This window comes from Catonella massiliensis, from assembly GCF_016651435.1.
Taxonomy (GTDB): domain Bacteria; phylum Bacillota; class Clostridia; order Lachnospirales; family Lachnospiraceae; genus Catonella; species Catonella massiliensis.
Map to the genome: position 1 here is coordinate 575588 of NZ_JAEPRJ010000001.1, position 20362 is coordinate 595949.

A 20362-nucleotide genomic window follows, 5' to 3' on the forward strand; every position below is an offset into this window, starting at 1 on the left:
AATAAATAGAAGTTTTAAGGAAATATAAAAAAATACAAAGTTTTACAAAAATACATCAAGTATTCTTTGTGCAAATTGTTTATAATAAGACCGTAATACTTAAATAAAGTAGTGAAAGTGAGGAGAGTTTATGAAAGGGAAAAAGGTTTTATCGTTATTGTGTGCTGTGACTATGGCTACAACACTGCTTGCAGGCTGTGGCGGCACAAAGACAGATTCTAAGGGTTCAGCAGCAGGTTCTGCTTCTGGGGCAGGTACCTCATCAGCAAAGGCTTCAAGCACAGCTTCCAAGGCAGCAGCTGATACTTCAAAGCATGTTGACATTACTATCGGAGGACTTAATCTCAAGGATACTGATGAAGCTAACTGGCCTACCGAGACTGTTGAAGAGCTTGAGAAGAAGTTTAACTGCTCAATCAAGTTCAAGGGATATCAGAAGGATAGCTTAAACCTTGACTTATCAGGTGAGAACACCACAGATATCGTTCAGATTAACGAAGACAACATAGACGGCGTATTAAGAGGAAAGCATGCGGTTAATCTTGAGGATTATAAGGCTATTGCTCCTAATATCTTTGCTGATGCATTTACCTTCAGAAACAACGTAATGAAGAACTTCAAAAGCGATGACAGCAAGGGACAGTACTTTGTGACACCTCATGTTACAACTGACAATGTTGAGGAGACATTTGGTGCTATACTTCCTTTTGGCTATGCAGTAAGATGGGATTTATACAAGGAAATCGGTGCTCCTAAGATTACAAATGATGATGAGTATATTGCAGCATTAAAGAAGATGAAGGAAAAATATCCTAAGACAGAGTCAGGTGATGAGACTTACGCTTACTCCATCTACAACGATGCTAAGTTACACGCTTACTTCCACAAGGGCTGCCTCTCAGAGGGATATGTTAACCTTGAGGGTGGACTTTATGTACAGAATGTAAAGACCAATGAACTTGTTTCAGATATCTACGATGTAGATGAGGGTGGTAAGGTTACTCCTTTCTGGGCAGGTGTTAAGTTCTACAACAAGCTCTACAGAGAAGGACTTCTTGATCCTGATGCATTCATCACAAAGGGTGAGGACATCAGAGAGAAATACAGCAAGGGACAGTATCTTGGCGGTCAGAACAACTGGTACTTTGGCGACTACAACAGCAACGAGAGAAAGAAAGATCCTAATACATTAAAAGAATTCGTTTTACTTCCTTCTTATATGGGTTGGGCAAATGAGCCTAACAAAGCAGGATGGAGCGGAAAGTACTACTTCGTATCTTCACATTCTCCTAACATTGAGAGAGCAGTTATGGTACTTGATTACCTTCAGAGCCCTGAAGCATCAAGAGATACAAACTCAGGTGTTGAGAGCAGATGGGAAGTTAAGGACGGCAAAGCAGTTCTTAAGGACGATACAAAGACAATCAAGTCCGATGGTGCAAGAGCTGAAGAGCTTACAAAGTCAGGTATCGGCGAGAGCAATATGTACAGCAGCGTAGGATATGCAGATAATGCAGTTTTAGCTGACGGCGGTATGGTCAACCTTTTCCTTGCAAATGACATACTTGCAGATACACTTACAGCAGCTGAAAAGGATATGTGTAAGACACTTAAGATTACACTTCCATCTGACCTTCTTAAGAATGGTATAGCTGAGGGCAAGAATATCGATATGAGAGATACCAAGTCAGCTATCAGAATGGTAATTCAGGCAGCTACAAAGGATATCAACCGTATCGACGGTAACGTAGAAGAAATCACAATTAAGGCTCTTCCAAGCCTTGTACAGGCTAAGACAGATGCTGAATTTGATGCAGCAAAGGCTAAGCTTATGGCAGACTTAAAGGCAGCCAACGTTGAGAAGTCAGTAAGCTGGTGGAAAGAGAACTGGAATACAGCAGTTTCTAACCTTGACAGCATGAAATAAAAAGTATTACGGCGCGTCTTAAAACACGCGCCGTTTGTATATGAAACGGAGGGAATTGATGTCAAAATCAAAAGCTTTAACTGCGGCAAAACCAAGAAAAGACTATAAACTTTTATACTATGCCATTCCATTTATGATAATAGTGTTATTGTTTAACTACGTACCTATATTTGGTTGGATATATGCATTTTTTGATTATGTACCGGGCGTTAAGTTAAAAGACAGCGAATTTGTCGGCCTTGAATATTTCAAGCTCATATTCACTGATGCAAACGTGTGGAGATCATTAGGCAACACGTTTATATTTGCTATTTTGGGCATATTATTTTCCCCACTTCCAATGTTCTTTGCAATACTCCTAAACGAAGTTAAAAACGGTCCTGTAAGAAAGATAGTACAGACATTTACTACCCTTCCAAACTTTATCAGCTGGGTAATCATCTTCTCTTTGGCATTTACACTGTTCTCATCAGATGGACTTATTACTACTCTTCTCTTAAAGATAGGAATAGGAACAGAGGGACAAAACCTCCTTGGTGACGGCAATGCGGTGTATATCTTCCAGTCACTGCTTGGACTCTGGAAGGGACTTGGCTGGAGCTCAATCATATATCTTGCTGCCATAGCCGGCATTGACCAGGAGCAGTATGAGGCAGCCAAGGTGGATGGAGCAGGATACTTTAGATGTGCCCTTCATATAACCATGCCTGCAATGATAGGAACCTTTGTTGTACTCTTTATCCTAAACATAGGTAATTTCTTAAATACAGGATATGAGCAGTACCTACTTTTTAAGAATTCGCTTACAGCGGATAATATCGAGGTTCTTGATCTTTATGCTTATAGAATAGGTCTTGAAAATATGGATTATTCATACGGTGTTGCTATTAGTATTATCAAATCCGTAGTCAGCGTTGTCTTAGTAACCTTTGCCAATCTGGTAGCTAAAAAGATGCGCGGCAGTGCGGTAGTATAGGAGGAGATTATGAACAATCATATTAAGAGCTCTGCTTCAAGACGTGTGTTTCAGGTATTTAACTATATATTTCTGCTTTTTATAACATTTATATGTATATATCCGTTTTGGTATGTTGTGATTTACACGCTTTCGGACCCTTCAAAGGCCGGAGAGGTTCCGCCTGTACTCATACCATCGGGATTTTCTTTGGAAAACTACAAGCAGATACTCACATTGAACGGCTTTCTGCCTTCTCTTGGAATTTCATTTGCAAGAACAGTAGCGGGAACCGTACTCAGTGTTGGAAGCTGTTCCTTCCTAGGCTACCTTTTCTCAAAGGAGAATATGCCTTTTAGAAAGTTCCTTTACCGTTTCCTCATACTTACTATGTATATAAGCGGAGGAATGATAGCTACCTATATTGTAATCAAGAGCTATGGACTGCTTAACACCTTCTGGGTGTACATCATACCTGGTATGATTTCAGCGTATAATGTAGTTCTTATTAAGACCTATGTGGAGTCTCTTCCTGCTTCCCTTGAGGAATCAGCCAAGCTTGACGGTGCAGGAGTCCTCACTATATTTACAAAGATAATTTTCCCTCTCTCAAAGCCTATTATTGCTACAGTGGCGGTATTTGTGGCAGTTGGCCAGTGGAACTCATGGTTTGATAACCACATTTATACAAGAGGCGTTGAAGAGCTAAAGACCTTACAGTACCTTCTGTACAATTACTTGAATGAAGCACAGAGAATAGCAGAACAGCTTAGAAATGCTACTTCAAGTGCTGATGCAAGTGTACTTATGCAGGAAATCTCTTCAAAAGGTATAAGAATGTCTATCACTGTACTTGCGGCCCTTCCAATATTCCTGTTCTATCCTTTTATGCAGAAGTATTTTGTAAAAGGTATTATGGTTGGTGCTGTTAAGGGTTGATTAAGAGAAAGGAGAGAATATGAGCTACAAATACGAAGAGCTTGATAAGAGGCTTGTAAGCGTTGTTCCATCGAAAAGACAGGTGGAGTACCAACAGAGAGAATTTTATGGATTTATCCATTTTACGGTAAATACATATACCAATAAGGAATGGGGCCTTGGGGATGAATCGCCCGAGATATTTAATCCCTATGACCTAGATGCAGAGAGCTGGGTGAAGGCTGCTGTAAGTGCAGGAATGCAGGGGCTAATCCTTACCTGCAAGCATCATGACGGCTTCTGCCTCTGGCCATCCAAGTATACAGAACACAGTGTAAAGAATTCTCCATACAAGGATGGTAAGGGAGATATAGTTAAGGAATTATCAGATGCCTGCAAGAAGTATGGCATTAAATTTGGGGTATATCTGTCTCCTTGGGATAGAAACTGTGCAGTATACGGTACAGGAAAGGAATATGATGACTTCTATATCAATCAGATGACTGAACTTCTTACAAACTACGGAGATGTCTATACCTTCTGGATGGATGGGGCCTGCGGTGAAGGTCCTAACGGCAAGAAACAGGTATATGACTGGGAGAGATATTATGCTAAGGTTAGGGAATTACAGCCTGAGGCTGTACTATCAATCTGTGGTCCTGATGTGCGCTGGTGTGGTAATGAAGCCGGTGTAGTGAGAAAAAGCGAATGGAGCGTAGTATCAAAGCTTATGACATCTCCGGCTTTTACAGCAGAGCTTAGTCAGAAAGAAGACAACGAAGAATTTAGAAAAAGAGCGATAGACCCAACCAATGAAGAGCTTGGAAGCAGGGAAGTACTGGAAAATGAGCCTGAACTTGCCTGGTATCCTGCAGAGACTGACCTATCCATTCGTCCCGGCTGGTTCTACCATCCTGAAGAGGACGATAAGGTAAGAAGCCTTGAGAACTTAAAGGATATATACCTAAAATCAGTAGGAGGCAATACAGCCCTTCTTCTCAATGTCTGCCCTATGAAAAACGGAAGATTCCACGAAAATGACACCAAGAGGCTTGCAGAGCTTGGAGACTTCATAAGGGAAAGCTTTAAGGATAATTTAGCTGATAAGGCAGAAATTATCTCGGTACCTGAAAAGGGAGACAGAGGAGAGAATATAAGCAGTATAAGGGCTGATGACTACGAGACTTACTTTAAGACTGAGGATGGAAAAAGAGAGCTTTGCATAGAGCTTAAATGGGAAGAAGGAGTAAAGGCTTCTTACCTGGTATTAAAAGAGAATATACTTCTAAGTCAAAGAGTGGAGTCCTTCAAAGTATATGAGGAAGTTAAGGGTGAGGGCTATAAAGAGGTCTATGATGGAACTGTAATAGGCTATAAGAGAATTGTTGTTTTAAGTGGAAGAGAAGTTACGGGCATAAAGATAGAAATAACAGATTCAAGAATAGCACCTGCCATATCTTTTGTAGGAGTATATTAAATCTCCACAGTCCACCGAGAGCTTTTTTGGGTGGCGGATGCCTAATGTGATAAAACGTAAAAAACGAGGAAGCATATACTTCCTCGTTTTTTGAACTCTTTTGCAAGCAAGAGCTAATCGAATTCTATACTTCCCACACTTGCATAAATCTAAATTATTTATCAAGGTAACGCATACGTTCCTTTTCTTTTTCCTTTTTCTTTTGAACTACAGGCTTTGGCTTCTCATAGGCATTATCCAGGTTATTTATCATCTTAGCCTTGCACTCCGCACAAAAACGTCCGGTTCTAATCATCTTGCCACAGTTATCACACTCAAGTCCGATACCGGATTCCTGCGAGAAGGAAAGGCGTTCCTCCCTAATCCATTTTTTAATCTGAGGAATAGAAACCTTACATTCTTTGGCTACGGTATTTATATTAGCATGAGGATTTTCGCGAATATAATCCTTAGTTATCGCAAACTTCTTCTCGAGCTTTTTCATACAATTAGGACATAGCCTTGGACCTGAGGTGTAGTTGAACAGATTGCCACAAGCTTTGCAGTTTGTTACTTCCATCTATAATCATTCCTTTCCAAATATTATAATGCGGTACTGATGAGGGCCGCAAAGGATAATGAAGCCTTAAATCCCGTTAACACCTGCTTCGTTAGCCTATGTAGCTCTTACTGAGGCCACACAAAGTACGTAAACCTTGTCACTGCCTGCATCCTTAAGTGCCTTCGCACAGGCATCGGCTGTACTTCCTGTGGTATAAATATCGTCAATGAGGAGGACATTCTTTATATAATTTCCGTAATATTTTGAATTTTTATTTACACTGAAGGCATCTCTTAGGTTTGCGCGCCTCGCTACATGGTCAAGGTTCTTTTGAGCAAGAGTGTTCTTTGAGCGGAGAAGATAATCCTCGGAGACAGGCAGTCCAAGCCTATCTGCTAACTTTACCGCAATCAGTGCTGATTGATTGAAACCACGAGTCAAAAGTCTGTCAGCATGGATTGGAACCGGAACCAGGATATCTACCTCCAGTTTATCTATAATAGGGGCAAAATATTCGTATAGTTTGTCGGCGTAATAGTCTGCAAATTCCCTCCTGCCCTTGTACTTAAAGGCGGATAATGAAGCCTTAACCGTGTTGTTATACGGCCACAGAGAAAAAGCCCTCTCAAAGCTAAAGCTGTAGTTGGAACAGGTATCGCAGTACTCGGCCGTCTCCGATATTATCTGTCTTCCACACTTGTAGCAAAGAGGAGGAGCTACGGGCTTAAGTATATCCTTGCACGTATCACATACCCTGTTCCCCCTTGGTATAACGATGTCATCACAGACAGGGCATCTTGTAGGATACAACAGATTAAGCAGTCTCTTAAACATACTACCTCCAAAGTGGCGTAGGGTAGACGGCATGCTCTATAAGGTCATTTAGAGACGCCTTCACCTTCTCTCTATCCTCCTTAAAGGTAACTCCGAACCAATTAGCTGAAGTTTTTACCACCTCTACATCTATCTCGCCGTCTTTTAAGAGCTCATTAACTGCATTTGGTATTAGAAACTCAGCCTTCAAAGGATCATTTTTATCAAGGTTATCGAGAAAGTCCAAAAACTTTTTCTCAAGCAGAGGAAAGATTGAAGGGGTAAAGCCCATCATATTCATTGAAGCGGTATCAGTTAACGAGAGACTCCGCTTATTGCCAAAAGCATCAAGCCCAACCACCGTGTCACCCTCTCGTTCTATACCATAAGTTTCTTCTATAGATATAAGTTTTCCATCTTCATCGCATTTACATATGCCCCTGGTCACCTTTCCGTTGTCGCTTAGAGTGTTCTTAAGGGTATAACCAGCCAGGCAAAACCTTGGCTTTTCCAAGTTAAGTATTGTGTTTGAAAGGAAAATCTGGGATTTTACATAAGGCTCCCTTCCATAGAAATCATCGGCATTTATTATAAGAAAAGGCTCATCTATGTATTCCTTAACGGAAAGTATGGCCTGGCCGGTGCCCCAAGGCTTTGTACGGCCTTTAGGAATGTCATATCCATCTGGAAGGTCCTCTAAGGACTGGAAGGCAATATGTATAGGAACATTTGCAGCTTCCATTATCCTTTTTCCTATAACTTCCATAAAATCATCATATATATCTTCTCTTATTATAATTACAATCTTATCAAAGCCTGCTTTAACGGCGTCAAAAATAGAATAATCCATTATTATTTCACCGCCCGGACCAAAGGAGTCAAGCTGCTTGATACCGCCGTATCTGCTCCCCATGCCTGCGGCCATTATTACCAAGGAAGTAATGTTCATGCCAAAGTCCCCCGTATCTTATCTAATCCCTTGCTAGGGTATATAATAATAATAACACAATGAGTAGTGACAGTCAAAAGGAAAAAGAAATATTGTTCTATGCGTGTAGAATAAAATATTATAAATTATTAATTCTACAAACGTAGTAAGAAAAAATATAAATATTACAAATATTAAAAAAATATTAAGAAGGCAGGTTATATCTCTTATAAGGCTTAAATACTGGATTGTTTTAGCTAAAGCCGGTGCGGAAGAATTACACATTTATTACAAAAATTACATGATTTAATTCAAAAATTATCTACAAAAGGTTGACAAAAGAATTTTACTGTGGTATTATTTCATTTGTACAGTTAATAAATTTGTAACATATTGATTGTAAATTAAGTTATGAAGGTTCTTTTCAAGGAGGAAACTTATGCGTCGTAAAGATTTTATCCGCAGATGTGGGATGGGAATGGCAGTTGTTGCAGTATCAGCAGCAATGCTTTCAAATAATGGGGAAGTTAAGGCTAGCAGTAACGCTAAGATTAGCGGACTTGCAGGTATTTCACTTTTTGTAGATAACGCTTATGTACAGGGAGAGAACAGAGTAGTTAAAGCTAAGCTTGACTCAGTAGTTCCTGTTGACAAGGTTCTTAGTTCTTTTAATTCTGATTTAGTTTCTGCATTTGGTCTAGATACTGAAACACTTGAAGGCGTGGTTGAGGATAACCAGACAGCTACAGCACCTGCTATAAGTGCAGATCAGACATCTGATGATTCTGACGATGGTGAGGAAGAAAATAAGAGTGCCGACGAGATGGAATCAACTGAAGATGAAGTTAAGTCTAAGTATGAGAACATCGGTATTTCAATCGCAGATCCTTATGTAAATATAAGAAAGAAAGCAGGCGAAGACAGCGAGATTATCGGTAAGCTTTATAAAGGAAGCAAGTGCGATATTCTTGAGACTAAAGGTGACTGGGTTAAGATTGAATCCGGTAATGCCAAGGGCTTCATCAAAGCAGAATATTTAGCAAGAGGCTTTGATGCTGAAAAGCTTATAGATGATTATGGTACAAAGGTAGCTGAGGTTAAGGTTGAGACTCTTAACGTTAGATTTGAAGCAAATACAGATTCAAGAATTGCAACTCAGATTCCTGCAGGGGAGAAGCTCCTTGTGTTAAAGCAGAAGGGTGACTGGTATGAGGTTGCTGTCAGCGATGGCGATGGTGACGAGGACAAAATTACCGGTTGGGTTTTAGCTGACTATGTAAAGGTTAAGATTCAGTGGAAGCACGCTATTACAATAAAGGAAGAAAAGGCTGAGGAAGCAAGACAGGCAGCGGCTGAAGCAGCGTTAGAGGCACAGCAGGCAGCACTTAAGGCTGAGCAGGATGCAGCAGCTGCAAGACAGCAGCAGGCAGCACAGCAGGCACAGGCTCAGGCAGCAGCACAGAGACAGACTGCACAGAGACAGAGACAGACTCAGGCACAGACCAAGAATACACAGAAGGCTGTAGCACAGACACAAACACAGGCTAAGGTACAGACAAGTGCAGCAGGAAGCGGAAAGGGTCAGAATATCGCAAACTTCGCACTTAACTTTGTAGGCAATCCTTATGTATGGGGCGGCACAAGCCTTACAAGAGGTGCTGACTGTTCAGGATTTGTAATGTCAGTATACGCAAACTTCGGTATCGGCCTCAATAGAACATCAAGAGCACAGGCTTCTAACGGCTATGCGGTTGGCATGGGTGAATTACAGCCTGGAGACTTAGTATTCTATGCAGCCAACGGAAGAAGCATTTCACACGTTGCTATCTATATCGGTGGTGGAAGAGTTGTACACGCAAGTACTCCTCGTACAGGTATCATAGTATCATCTGTATATCATCAGACACCTTGCTGCGCAAGAAGAATTGTTAAGTAATTAAATAGAAATTTTATAGGCTATCATATCTATAGATTTATCCATTTGGATATTCTAAAGATATGGTAGCTTTTTTTTATGAAAATATGGTAGTTCTTTTACACTCAGATATAGCAGCATTCTTTATACCTTTCAGATGTGCAGACATACTTGTGCAGTCTGTTGCGGAAAGGTAAATCCTATGAAGCGGGCATTTCTTGCTTAAGAATAGTGTTCTGAATATTCTGAATTAAAGAAAGTTTATAATAAACTTGACAAAGGCTGCTTTGTATAAATTGCACAAAAAATGTAAAATTAAATTGTGCGTATCAAGGTTATAAATATTTCTGAGGTGGATAATCATCAAAGTTTATCCACAGGATTTATGTCGAAACTAAGTCAATTAATGGTTATACACAGAGTTATCCACAATATCCACAAAAATTTAAGGTATATCCACCCTGTCAAGGATGAAAATCTGTTTTGTCTGTATTGATAAAAATGTGTAAATGCACTAAAAAAGTATATTCAGACTTGACAGATATTATTTGAAACATTTTAGATATAATAACAGTAATATTCAGATAATAAATAGAATAGAGCAGAAAATTTTTTAAGATATATTTGATTTTTATATTACTTTATTGTATAATAAAGATAGCCCGAAACCCATTTAATGGGGTATAAACCAAGGCTGTAACAAAGTATTACAGCAGAAAGAGGTATTGTATGAAATATGTTATAACAGGAAGAGGTACCAACGTTACAGACGGACTTAGGAGTGCTATTGAAGAGAAGCTTGGTAAGCTTGAACATTATTTCGCACCGGATACAGAGGTTCATGTTACCCTTAAGGTAGAGAAAGACAGGCAGAAGGTTGAGGTAACTGTACCGGTGAAGGGACATATCATAAGAGCTGAGCAGGTAAGCGATGATATGTATGTATCTATTGATCTTATAGAAGATATAATCGAAAGACAGCTTAGAAAATATAAAACAAAGATAGTTGATTCAAAGCAGAATGTAGGAAGCTTTACCTCCGAATTTATGCAGGAAGATGACTATGAGGATGAGGATGTGAAGGTTATCAGGACTAAGAGGTTTGCAGTGAAGCCTATGGATCCTGAAGAGGCTTGCGTACAGATGGAGCTTCTTAACCATAGCTTCTATGTATTTAGGAACGCAGAAACAGATGAAGTGAATGTTGTTTACAAGAGAAAAGGCGGAGACTACGGTCTTATCGAGCCTGAATTTTAATCTGAGATTGTGAACAAAATGTAAAAAATGCCCTTCGGGGCATTTTTTTATTGAAACATTGCTAAAGTAATGATAGAATGGATAGCATGAGTAAATATATCACGATATATAAGTGAGTCTGATTTACCGATATAAATTTTAACCCAAGAAAATGGGAAAAATCGAGCAAAAGAGGAAGATTATGAGTTTTATTGAGAAGATTTTTGGAAGTCATAGTGAAAGAGAAGTAAAGAAGCTTAAATTTGCAGTGGATAAGATAGAAGAATTAGGACCTGCAATGGAAGCTTTAAGTGATGATGAATTAAAAGCTAAAACAACAGAGTTTAAGGAAAGACTCGCAAAGGGTGAGACCCTTGACGACCTCCTTATCGAGGCTTTTGCGGTAGTACGTGAGGCTGCCTGGAGAACTCTCGAACAGAAGCCATACAGAGTTCAGATTATGGGTGGTATCATTCTTCATCAGGGAAGAATTGCAGAGATGCGTACAGGTGAAGGTAAAACTCTCGTATCTACCATGCCGGTTTACCTCAATGCACTTGAAGGAAAGGGCGTACACGTAGTTACCGTCAATGACTACCTGGCAAAGCGAGATAGTGAATGGATGGGACAGGTTCATTCCTTCCTTGGGCTTACAGTTGGATGTATATTAAATGATATGGAGCCTGAAGAAAGAAGAGAGGCTTATAACTGCGATATTACTTATGCTACCAACAATGAGCTTGGTTTCGATTATCTTAGGGATAACATGGTTATCTATAAGAATCAGCTTGTACAGAGAGACCTCCACTATGCGGTTATCGACGAGGTCGACTCCGTGCTTATTGATGAGGCTAGAACTCCTCTTATCATTTCCGGACAGAGTGGAAAGTCCACCAAGCTTTATGAACTTTGTGATATTCTTGCAAGACAGCTCAAAAAAGGCGAGGCAAACAAGGAACTAAGCAAGATTGATGCCATTATGGGTGAAGATGTAGTTGAGACAGGTGATTTCATAGTAAATGAAAAGGATAAGAATGTAAGCCTTACTCTCGATGGTGTGGCTAAGGTAGAGAAATTCTTTAACATAGAGAACCTTGCTGATGCTGAAAACCTTGAGATCCAGCATAATATCATCCTTGCTCTTCGTGCGCACAACCTTATGTTTAAGGATAAAGACTATATAGTTAAGGATGACGAAGTTCTTATAGTTGATGAATTTACAGGCCGTGTAATGCCGGGAAGAAGATATTCGGATGGTCTACACCAGGCTATAGAGGCTAAGGAAAAGGTTAAGGTTAATAGGGAAAGCCGTACTCTTGCAACTATTACCTTCCAGAACTTCTTCAATAAGTATAAGAAGAAAGCAGGTATGACAGGTACAGCTCTTACTGAGGAAAAGGAGTTTAGGGATATCTACGGTATGGATGTTATTACCATTCCTACTAACCGTCCTATACAGAGAATTGACCATGATGATGCCGTATACAAGACAAGAAAAGAAAAACTTAATGCCATTGTTGATAACATAGCAGAGGCTTACGAGAAGGGACAGCCTGTACTCGTAGGTACCATTTCCATTGAAAAGTCCGAGGAACTCTCAGATATGCTGAAGAAGAGGCATATCCCTCACAAGGTACTTAATGCTAAGTTCCATGAACTCGAGGCTGAGATAGTTGCGGAGGCAGGTCAGAAGGGAAATGTAACAATTGCGACCAACATGGCAGGCCGTGGTACCGATATTAAGCTTGGTGAAGGTGTGCTTGAACTTGGAGGCCTCAGAATCATAGGTACTGAGCGCCACGAGTCAAGACGTATAGACAACCAGCTCCGTGGTCGTGCAGGTAGACAGGGTGACGTGGGTGAGTCTAAGTTCTATCTCTCCCTTGAAGACGACCTTATGAGACTCTTTGGTTCAGAGAAGCTTAAGACCTTGTTTGATACTATGAAGCTTCCTGAAGGTGAGGAGCTTAACCACAAGATGCTTACAGGCGCTATCGAAAGAGCGCAGAAGAAGATAGAGAGCAACAACTTCAGTATCCGTAAGAACCTCCTTGATTACGATAAGGTAAACAATGAGCAGAGAGAGATTATATATGCGGAGAGAAGAAGGGTACTTGACGGAGACAGCATGAGAGAGGTTGTCTACAAGATGATAACCGAAACTGTTGAGAACAAGGTAAATATGTGCATAGGTGATGATTCTGTTGCAGAAGACTGGGATATTGCTGAACTTAACCGTTTGCTTTTGCCTATCTTCCCATTTGAAGAGATTAAGCTTACAGAAGAAGAGCGTAAGCACATGAGAAAGAGTGACCTGGTTCAGAAGCTTAAGGAGCAGGCAGTTAAGCTTTATGAGGAGAAAGAGGCTGAGTTCCCAGAGCCTGAGCAGTTAAGAGAGATTGAGCGTGTTATCCTTCTTAAGGTTATTGATACCAAGTGGATGTCACACATAGACGATATGGATCAGCTTCGCCAGGGTATCGGACTTGCAGCTCTCGGACAGAAGGATCCTCTTGTAGAGTATAAGTTTGCAGGCTACGATATGTTTGATGACATGACTACTGCAATCAGTGAAGATACTGTACGTGCCCTTATGCATGTAAGGATTGAGGAGCCTGTTGAGAGGGAAGAGGTTGTAAAGGTAACCGGAACCAACAAGGATGAATCTGTAGGTAAGGCACCTGTAAGAAGGGCTGAAAAGAAGATTGGTCCTAATGATCCTTGTCCTTGTGGAAGTGGAAGAAAGTACAAACATTGCTGTGGAAGGACTAATTAGTTATCACATGAATAACTTTTGAATGGAGTTACAGACATAATGAAAAAAATCGAAGACTACATTAGAACAATACCTAATTTCCCTGAAGAAGGGGTTATGTTTAGGGATATAAGCACAGTCCTGTCTGACAAGGACGGACTAAGGATGGCAGTTGACCAGATGGCAGCTGCACTCGGTGATGAAGACTTTGACATTGTTATCGGACCTGAGTCAAGAGGATTTATCTTTGGAGTACCTATAGCCTACAACATGCATAAGGCTTTCGTACCTGTAAGAAAAAAGGGTAAGCTGCCAGGAGAAACCGTATCTGTAGAGTATGACCTTGAATACGGATCAGCTGAGCTTGAAGTCCATAAAGATGCGATAAAGCCCGGAGATAAGGTTGTTATCGTTGATGATTTGATTGCAACCGGAGGAACTACAGAGGCCATATGTAAGCTTATTGAGAAGCTTGGCGGGAAGGTAGCTAAGATAGTTTTCCTTATAGAGCTTGAAGGTCTTAAAGGGAGAGAGAAGCTTAAGAACTATGACATGGTTTCTATAGTAAAGTATCCGGGAAAGTAGATTTGCTTATAGTGGGCGTCAGTTCTGTGGCGCTCATTTTGTTTTGTGAGAGTTTTGGCAGGGTGAAAGAAGCACCTTAAGAGTATATTCATTCGGGGGAAATATGAGCGTTATTGTTGAAATAATAAAGGCTATTATATTTGGAGTAGTTGAAGGAATCACAGAATGGCTTCCGGTAAGCTCTACAGGGCACATGATAATCTTACAGGATATTATGCCCTTAAATGTATCTGAAGGCTTCTGGAAGATGTTTAATGTGGTTATTCAGCTGGGAGCCATTATGGCTGTAGTATTACTTTTCTGGAATAAACTATGGCCTGTTAAGGAAGTAAAGGGTAAAAAATACCTCAAAATGGGGACTATGAAATTGTGGGCGAAGATAGTTATTGCCTGCCTTCCCGCTGCTATAGTAGGTATTGCCCTCGATGACTTCATAGACGAACATTTCTACAATCCGAGTATGGTAGCAGCTGCACTTATAGTGGTGGGAGTTATCTTCATACTTATTGAAGGAAGATTTGCTTATATGAAGAAAACAACGGTAACTAAGCTGTCTGACATAACATATAAGGAAGCTCTCATAATAGGAGTGTTTCAGCTTTTGGCAGCTATATTCCCGGGGACATCAAGGTCCGGAGCTACCATAATAGGCGGGCTTATGTTGGGGCTCTCAAGAAAGGTAGCAGCTGAGTTTACATTTTTCCTTGCTATTCCTGTTATGTTTGGAGCGAGCCTCTTAAAGACTGTAAAGTATCTGTTTGCAGGGGGGATAGCATTCACCGGTCTTGAAGTCATGATACTTATAATTGGCATTGTTACAGCCTTTGTGGTTTCAATATTTGTAATAGGAGGATTGATGAACTATATCAAAAAGAAGAATTTCATGCCTTTTGGCTGGTATAGAATAGCTTTAGGTATAGTGGTAATAATCTACCAAGCTTTGCGCTAATCTTGATTTTTAGAGCTAATGGAAATATAATAGTCTTCATAAATATCCGATAAGAAAGGATGGTCTTTTTAGGCTTAGGTAAGGTATATGGCAGATAACGAAAAAATAGTTGTAAAAGATGCGGAAGAGGTAAGAAGTAAGATAACTGATTACATGTCTTCCAATGAGAGTATTAAGAAAAAAATGATGGCTTCTGAAAAGGAGCTTGATTCGTTTGCGGAATTTACGCCTAAGGAAGAACTTTTTGATAAGTTAGTTAAGACCATATACGAATATCATCCTTCAACAGATATCAGCCTTATTAAAAAAGCCTATGAACTTGCCGACAGCTGTCACGAGGGACAGCTTAGAAAGTCCGGAGAGCCTTATATCTGCCATCCTCTATGCGTAGCTATCATACTTGCAGAGCTTGAGCTTGACAAAGAAACCATCATAGCAGGAATATTACACGATGTCATTGAAGACACGGCCTGTTCTCCTGAAGAAATAAAGGATATTTTTGGAGAAGAAGTTCTTCTTCTGGTTGACGGAGTTACCAAGTTAACTCAATTACAGTATTCAAAAGATAAGGTAGATGTTCAGGCTGAGAACCTTCGTAAGATGTTCCTTGCTATGGCAAAGGACATAAGGGTCATCCTTATTAAGCTTGCTGATAGACTTCACAATATGCGTACTATGGAGTATCAGTCTCCTGCAAAGCAGATAGAAAAGTCCAGGGAGACTATGGACATATATTCTCCTATTGCACAAAGACTTGGTATCAGCAAGATTAAAGTTGAACTGGATGACTTATCCTTGAAATACCTTCATCCTGATGTATACAAGGATTTGGATGAAAAAATCAGAGAAAAAGCCCTTGAAAAAGGTGAATTTATAAAGTCTATAGAACAGGAAGTGGCTGAGCACATTAAGGCAGCAGGAATAGAAGCTACTATCGGAGGCAGGGTTAAGCATTATTTCAGCATTTACAAGAAAATGGTAAATCAGAATAAAACCCTTGACCAGATTTATGATGTATTTGCAATCAGAATAATAGTGGACAGCCTCAAGGACTGTTATGCCTCCCTCGGTGTAATACACGAGATGTATGTGCCTATTCCAGGCAGGTTTAAGGACTATATAGCTATGCCTAAGTCCAACATGTATCAGTCCTTGCATACTACCGTAATAGGGCCTAAGGGGCAGCCTTTTGAGATTCAGATTCGTACCTACGACATGCATAGAACGGCTGAATATGGTATTGCAGCCCATTGGAAATACAAGGAAGGCAGTGACGGTAAGAACAATAAGGCCAGCGAGGAAGCAAAGTATAACTGGCTTAGACAGATACTTGAATGGCAGAAGGACATGTCTGATAATAAGGAGTTCTTAAGCGTCATTAAAGATGACCTAAACCTCTTCTCGGATAGTGTATACTGCTTTACTCCTACAGGAGATGTGAAGAATCTGCCTGTTGGTTCTACACCTATAGACTTTGCTTACAGCATCCATTCAGCTGTAGGTAATAAGATGGTTGGTGCAAGGGCAAACGGCAGACTTGTGACCATTGACTATGTTATCCAAAACGGCGACAGAATTGAGATTATAACCAGCCAGAATTCAAAAGGTCCCAGCCTTGACTGGCTTAAGCTGGTAAAGAGTACTCAGGCACGGTCTAAGATAAATCAGTGGTTTAAGACAGAGCTTAAGGAAGACAACATAACCCGCGGTAAAGAGCTTATGGCTAACTACGCTAAGTCTCATGCCTATGTACTAAGTGACCTCTTAAAGCCTGAATTTATGCAGGTTTGTATGCAGAAGTATGGCTTTAAGGACTGGGAGTCTATATGTGCCGCTGTTGGGCGTGGAGGCCTAAAAGAAGGGCAGATTATCAACAAGTTAGTAGAAGAAAAGAAGAAAAAAGAAATATCTGAACTAACGGATGATGATATTCTTGATAAATATGAAGACCAGTCCGTTACTCCGGCAAAGACCAGCCGTTCTAAGGGCGGAATAGTAGTAAAGGGCATACATGACGTGGCTGTTCATTTTTCAAAATGCTGCTCTCCGGTACCGGGTGATGAAATTGTCGGCTTTGTGACCAGAGGAAGGGGAATTTCCATACATAGAACTGACTGTATCAATGTGATGAATCTTCTGGAGGAGGACAGGAAGAGGCTTATTGAGGCTGAATGGTCGCCTGAGGCCACTTCTCAGACAGATAAGCTCTACACTACTGAAATAAAGGTGTATGCAAACAACAGAAGTGGACTTCTTATTGAGGTGTCAAGAGTGTTTACAGAGGCCGGCATCGATATAACTTCGGTTTCTGCGAGAACCAATAAGCAGGGAATAGCTACTCTTGATTTGATGTTTGAGATAAAAGGAAGAAACCATCTAAACAGTCTTACCTCAAAGCTTAGAAGCCTTGACGGAGTAATCGATATAGAGAGGACAGCAGGCTGATGAAGATAGAAGTTGAAAAGCTGGTGCTTGGAATGGTAAGCACAAATGTATATTTAGTATTTTACAATGGAAACTGCCTCATTATAGATCCATCTGATGAGGCAGAGAGGATAATAGACTGCATTGAGGAGAGGAAGGCAAAGCCACTTGCTATCCTTTTTACTCACGGCCATTTTGACCATATTATGGCTGCGCCTGCCCTTGTTAAGAAGTATGGCATCAAAATCTATGCAGGAGAGGCTGACAGGCAGCTCTTAGAGGATTCTAATCTTAATCTCTCGAGAAGATTCTTAGGAGAGGATTTTACATTAGAGGCTGACGAGTATGTAAAAGGTGGCGATGAGCTTCGGTTTGAAGACCTTAAGTTTAAGGTCCTGTATACTCCGGGGCATACTGTGGGAAGTATCAGCTTTTATACGGAAGACCTCGCTGATAATGAGGCTTTTAAGAAGGCTGCCTTTACGGGAGATACCCTGTTTGCGGGAAGTGTGGGCAGGGTTGATTTACCTACAGGAAATGAAGACACAATGAAAAGGACGCTTAATGAAGTGATTAAGAAGCTGCCTCCTGATACAGCAGTATTTCCGGGGCATGGAGCTGCCACAACCATTGAAAGAGAGATAATGCATAATCCATATTTGAGATAGTCCTAGGGTTGGGATAATGAAGCTTTCCAAAGGATTATTCACTTAGGGTGTGCAACTAAAAAATGAATGTGAAAGCATTCAGTAGCGTAAGAAATATAAATTTAGAAAGATAATCGGATGATTGAAATCAGACTTGAAGACGCATCCTTTGAACAGGATATAAGGCCTTTGGTTCGAGCATTTTTTAGCAGGGAAGATATGAAGGTCATTATATGTGACTTTGAAGAGCCTGAGAAGGTAGATGTCACAGTTTCGAACTTTGTTTTGTCAGTTCACAATGATGAAAAACTGATAGAAATGTGGTTCAAAGATGATGCAAAGAGAACTGTCAGAAAAAAATATGAGTATAGCGAAGTTGAAGAGGATAGAAGATTATACAAAAACGAACTAAAAAAGGTACTATATGCTATACTAAAAGAATATACGAAAGAAGAGCTTCCTTGGGGGACTCTTACCGGAATCCGTCCGACTAAGATAGCCTGTGACTATATTGAAGAGGGTAGGTCTGAAGATGAAGTAAGAAAGTTTTACCACGAGCAGTATCTATGTGGAGAGGAGAAGACAGAGCTTTCTATAGAGATAGCTAAAAAGGAGAATTCTCTTTTAAGGGAAATGGATTATAAAAATGGATACAGCATTTATATAGGAATTCCATTTTGTCCAACTACCTGTCTATACTGTTCATTTACCTCTTATCCAATTGGTACATACAAGAAAAAGGTAGGAGAGTACTTAAAGGCGCTTTTCAAGGAAATAGATTTTGCATCTACAATCCTGCCTCATAAAAAGCTCACAACTCTCTACATAGGAGGAGGTACTCCCACCGCACTTTCTGCGGAGGAGTTAGAGATTCTAATTGACTACATCAATACGAAGTTTCCTATGGCAGGGGTTAAGGAATTTACCGTAGAAGCGGGAAGACCTGACAGCATTACGAGAGAGAAGCTTAAAGTAATGAAAAGGCTTGGCGTAAAGCGTATGTCCATCAACCCTCAGACCATGTCTGATAAAACACTTAAGTTCATAGGAAGGATGCACGATGCTGAGTCAGTAAGGACTGCCTTTCATATGGCTAGAGAAGAGGGGATGGAAGATATCAATATGGACCTCATTGTGGGGCTCCCGGGAGAGAGTGTAAAGGATACCGAATACACATTATCTGAGATAAAAAAGCTAAACCCTGATGATCTTACAGTACACGCACTTGCAATAAAGAGGGCGGCATCACTTAAGCTAAAGCTTGATGAACTTTCAGATGTCATCCCTATGGATACTGCAAGGCAGCAGGAGTTAACTTATGAATATGCAAGGGAAAACGGTTATGAGCCATATTATCTTTACAGGCAGAAAAATATAGCTGACAACCTTGAAAATGTAGGCTATGCAAGACCCGGTAAGGAAGGCCTCTACAACGTTCTTATTATGGAAGAAAAACACCCTATCATAGGACTTGGAGCAGGCTCGTCCTGTAAGTTTGTATTTAGGGATGGAGGTAGAATCGAGCGTACTGAAAATGTAAAATTTGTTATGGACTATATTGAACGAATTGATGAGATGATTGAGCGTAAAAGAAAATTTTTAGAAGAATTTGGAGAGATGCTATAATGATTAAAGCTGATATCAATTCAGGCTGTAAGCTGTCCCACGAAATTGTTTTAGAAATTGATTTGGATGACCTGATGAAACACGGTATAGTTGTAAGCAATCTGGCTGAAATGGTGGCAAAGGAGTTAGGAGAGCCTCCTGAATTTGTTGAAAAAATGGCTCAGGCAGGCCTTTTACACGATATAGGAAAGCTTCGCATAGCCAACTATCTCTATGGAAGGAAGGATGGAGAGCTAAAGGTTGAAGAAATTAAGTATGTAAGGATGCACTCCGTGCTAAGCTATGGTATACTAAAGAAACAGGGCTATGAGCATACCATACTTGATGCAGTTCTTTATCATCACGAGAACTATGACGGCTCTGGCTATCCTAACAACCTAAAAGGAGAAAACATACCGCTTGGAGCAAGAATACTTAGGATATGCGATGTATTCGGTGCTCTGGTAGCACACAGGCCTTATAGGGATGCCTTTACAGTAGATAAGGCGATTAGGCTTATGATAAAGGAGATTAAGAACTATGATATGGCTTGTTTTCTAGCCTTACAAAGGATAGTAAACAGCGAAAGCTTTGGTAAGCTTTCTAAGATAATAGAAGAAAACAAAAAGAGCAGCAAAAACATTTATCAAAAAACATCAGTCAATTTAGATTTGTGGTAAGGAGAGA

Annotated in this window: 16 protein-coding genes; 13 read left to right on the top strand and 3 right to left on the bottom strand. The window is 40.3% G+C overall.

What is annotated here, in order from left to right; all coding sequences use genetic code 11:
- Positions 1-130 precede the first annotated feature (130 nt).
- The 4 genes from JJN12_RS02475 to JJN12_RS02490 are packed head-to-tail and all read left to right on the top strand — an operon-like array spanning position 131 to position 5277.
- Positions 131-1927, top strand: a complete 1797-nt coding sequence (locus JJN12_RS02475) for a type 2 periplasmic-binding domain-containing protein (protein ID WP_208428213.1) — start codon at positions 131-133, stop codon at positions 1925-1927.
- A 58-nt stretch (positions 1928-1985) separates the two neighbouring features.
- Positions 1986-2903 (top strand): ABC transporter permease, encoded by a 918-nt coding sequence (locus tag JJN12_RS02480; protein ID WP_208428214.1) that lies wholly within the window; start codon positions 1986-1988, stop codon positions 2901-2903.
- Positions 2904-2912: 9 nt separating this feature from the next.
- Positions 2913-3821 (top strand): carbohydrate ABC transporter permease, encoded by a 909-nt coding sequence (locus JJN12_RS02485; RefSeq protein ID WP_208428215.1) that lies wholly within the window; start codon positions 2913-2915, stop codon positions 3819-3821.
- A gap of 19 nt (positions 3822-3840) precedes the next feature.
- The gene (locus JJN12_RS02490; protein WP_208428216.1) at positions 3841-5277 is read left to right on the top strand and encodes an alpha-L-fucosidase; all 1437 of its coding nucleotides are present in this window, start codon (positions 3841-3843) and stop codon (positions 5275-5277) included.
- Positions 5278-5431: 154 nt separating this feature from the next.
- On the opposite strand, the gene JJN12_RS02495 is transcribed toward JJN12_RS02490, so the two are convergent.
- The 3 genes from JJN12_RS02495 to JJN12_RS02505 all read right to left on the bottom strand — a co-directional run bounded on the left by JJN12_RS02495 (position 5432) and on the right by JJN12_RS02505 (position 7580).
- Positions 5432-5836, bottom strand: a complete 405-nt coding sequence (locus JJN12_RS02495) for a flagellar protein (RefSeq protein WP_208428217.1) — start codon at positions 5834-5836, stop codon at positions 5432-5434.
- Positions 5837-5932: 96 nt separating this feature from the next.
- On the bottom strand, positions 5933-6652 hold the full coding sequence (locus tag JJN12_RS02500) for a ComF family protein (protein ID WP_208428218.1): 720 nt from the start codon (positions 6650-6652) through the stop codon (positions 5933-5935).
- Position 6653: 1 nt separating this feature from the next.
- A complete protein-coding gene (locus JJN12_RS02505; RefSeq protein WP_208428219.1) occupies positions 6654-7580 on the bottom strand; it encodes a nucleotidyltransferase family protein in 927 nt (308 codons plus the stop codon).
- A 418-nt stretch (positions 7581-7998) separates the two neighbouring features.
- On the opposite strand from JJN12_RS02505, the gene JJN12_RS02510 reads away from it, so the two are divergent.
- The 9 genes from JJN12_RS02510 to JJN12_RS02550 all read left to right on the top strand — a co-directional run bounded on the left by JJN12_RS02510 (position 7999) and on the right by JJN12_RS02550 (position 20355).
- The gene (locus tag JJN12_RS02510; RefSeq protein ID WP_208428220.1) at positions 7999-9495 is read left to right on the top strand and encodes a C40 family peptidase; all 1497 of its coding nucleotides are present in this window, start codon (positions 7999-8001) and stop codon (positions 9493-9495) included.
- Between the two features lie 708 nt (positions 9496-10203).
- Positions 10204-10731 carry a ribosome hibernation-promoting factor, HPF/YfiA family gene (hpf, locus tag JJN12_RS02515; RefSeq protein WP_208428221.1) on the top strand — a complete coding sequence of 176 codons (528 nt, stop codon included), beginning with the start codon at positions 10204-10206 and terminating at the stop codon, positions 10729-10731.
- Positions 10732-10912: 181 nt separating this feature from the next.
- Positions 10913-13486, top strand: coding sequence for a preprotein translocase subunit SecA (gene secA / locus JJN12_RS02520; protein WP_236013658.1), 2574 nt, complete (start codon positions 10913-10915; stop codon positions 13484-13486).
- 39 nt (positions 13487-13525) lie between these two features.
- Entirely contained in the window at positions 13526-14050 is a 525-nt protein-coding gene (locus JJN12_RS02525; protein ID WP_208428222.1) for an adenine phosphoribosyltransferase, read from the top strand.
- Between the two features lie 103 nt (positions 14051-14153).
- The gene (locus JJN12_RS02530; RefSeq protein ID WP_208428223.1) at positions 14154-14999 is read left to right on the top strand and encodes an undecaprenyl-diphosphate phosphatase; all 846 of its coding nucleotides are present in this window, start codon (positions 14154-14156) and stop codon (positions 14997-14999) included.
- A 153-nt stretch (positions 15000-15152) separates the two neighbouring features.
- On the top strand, positions 15153-17444 hold the full coding sequence (locus JJN12_RS02535) for a RelA/SpoT family protein (RefSeq protein ID WP_208430291.1): 2292 nt from the start codon (positions 15153-15155) through the stop codon (positions 17442-17444).
- A complete protein-coding gene (locus tag JJN12_RS02540; RefSeq protein ID WP_208428224.1) occupies positions 17444-18091 on the top strand; it encodes an MBL fold metallo-hydrolase in 648 nt (215 codons plus the stop codon). The genes JJN12_RS02535 and JJN12_RS02540 overlap by 1 nt, the downstream gene beginning before the upstream one ends.
- Positions 18092-18208: 117 nt before the next feature.
- Complete coding sequence (gene hemZ, locus JJN12_RS02545) at positions 18209-19696, top strand: coproporphyrinogen dehydrogenase HemZ (protein WP_208428225.1); 1488 nt, start codon at positions 18209-18211, stop codon at positions 19694-19696.
- Positions 19696-20355: an HD-GYP domain-containing protein gene (locus JJN12_RS02550; RefSeq protein ID WP_208428226.1), complete on the top strand. Its 660-nt coding sequence runs from the start codon at positions 19696-19698 to the stop codon at positions 20353-20355. The genes hemZ and JJN12_RS02550 overlap by 1 nt, the downstream gene beginning before the upstream one ends.
- Positions 20356-20362: the final 7 nt, after the last annotated feature.